We start from the raw sequence: 1,694 nt of genomic DNA on the forward strand, positions 1-1,694 counted from the left end.
ATGTGCGCCGGGCATGATGTAAGAGCAAAGGGTTCAAGTCCCTTGTGGGCTGAGATAGAGCGGTCCATTAGCTGAGGCAAGGCTAACTTCGTGAGGAGTTGGCTGAAGGAAGCTGACGGCAAAGTAAGGCTGAAACGAACAGAAACTTGGTAGTAGGCCGTTATAACTGGGTAACCTAGCATTAACTAGAATAACCCGCCTCTATGCAGAAGTGTATAGCGGTAAACCAAGTTCGGCCTTATGGAGGTCTTGCATCTTACCCCGGGAGGCCTTTTATCTAGCTTGAGTATAAGCTACTTTGCTAGCAATAGCAGAGGACAGGATAAAAGGAGTCAGCAGAAGGCATAGTACTTAGGAAAATCGGTACCTCTCCTAAGGAAGGCCTGAATTAGATTTGTTAGGTACTGGAATTTAATTTTGGAGTTATATGGTAGCAAAAGATAGCAATATCATCCACGGATCAAATGGTGAAGGCAGTACTGGAGCTGTTGATCATGTGGTGCATAGAGTAACTTCAGCAGTTAGAATACCCCAGAACCTTGCAAAAGATGTAATTGAGGATGTAGTCAAAACTGCAAATCTCAAAAGTGCCTTTAAAGCAGTAAAACGTAATAAAGGTGCGCCTGGTATCGATAAAAGAACTATCAATGAAGTACAAGAGTCCTTAGATGATATTATCCAAGAGCTCCAATCTTCAATTATCAACGGTAACTATACTCCCTTTTTTGTGAGAGGAGTACAAATACCTAAGCCTAATGGTAAAACCCGTTTGCTTGGTATACCTACAGTAATTGATAGAATGGTGCAGCAAGCTATAGTTCAAGTTTTATCACCTTTGTTTGATCCACATTTTTCGGACAATAGCTATGGGTTTAGACCTAAGCGTTCTGCTCAAGGCGCTATTTCCAAAGCTAAAGAATTTGTAAAATCTGGCAAATCATGGGTGGTGGATATGGATATAGAAGCTTTCTTTGATAACGTCAATCATGACATTTTAATGTCCCTAATTGCACGATCTATCTCTGACAAGAAACTCTTAAAGCTGATTAGATCGTTCTTAAACGCAGGCATGATGCAAAATGGCTTAATGAGTAAGAGAGACCTAGGGACGCCACAGGGTGGACCGCTCTCCCCTCTTCTAAGCAATATATTGCTTCATGAACTTGATAGAGAACTTCATTTGCGTAAGCACTCTTTCGTCAGATACGCTGATGACTGTAACATTTATGTTGCTTCTAAGAATTCTGCGCAGAGAGTGCTTACATCTATAACGAAGTTTCTTGAGAGTAAGCTAAAACTTAAAGTTAACCTTACTAAAAGTGCTGCTAGTTCTGTTCAAGATCGTAAATTCCTTGGGTTTACATTGTTAACAGATGGTTCTGCTGTTATTGCTAGAGAGTCTATATCTCGCTTCAAAGATAAGGTTCGCCTTATCACCAAAAGAAGTAGAGGTGTTAAATTTAATACAATAATCAGAGAGTTAAATCAAGCTACGAGAGGATGGTTTCACTATTTTAAGTGTTCCGACTTTCCAAAGCCTATGAAGCATCTGGACGGTTGGATCAGAAGGCGTCTTCGCTCTTACAGGATAAAACAGCGTAAAAGAAAATTTTCTATTAAAACTTTTCTAACTGCTCATGGTGTATCTCAGCAATCTAGCTGGTCACTTGCCTGCTCTAGAAAAGGTTGGTGGA

2 protein-coding genes are annotated in these 1,694 nt (G+C 40.5%); one reads left to right on the plus strand and one right to left on the minus strand.

Going from position 1 to position 1,694, the window contains the following annotated elements; genetic code table 11:
- On the minus strand, positions 1–182 hold a 182-nt coding region (locus tag L8D11_RS05245; protein WP_236870616.1), incomplete at its 3' end, for a hypothetical protein.
- A 245-nt stretch (positions 183–427) separates the two neighbouring features.
- On the opposite strand from L8D11_RS05245, the gene ltrA reads away from it, so the two are divergent.
- Positions 428–1,694 (plus strand): group II intron reverse transcriptase/maturase (gene ltrA, locus L8D11_RS05250; RefSeq protein WP_236870617.1); only part of this gene is annotated, 1,267 nt, incomplete at its 3' end.

This window comes from Candidatus Bandiella numerosa (assembly GCF_021811875.1).
GTDB classification, from domain to species: Bacteria; Pseudomonadota; Alphaproteobacteria; order Rickettsiales; family Midichloriaceae; genus Aquirickettsia; species Aquirickettsia numerosa_A.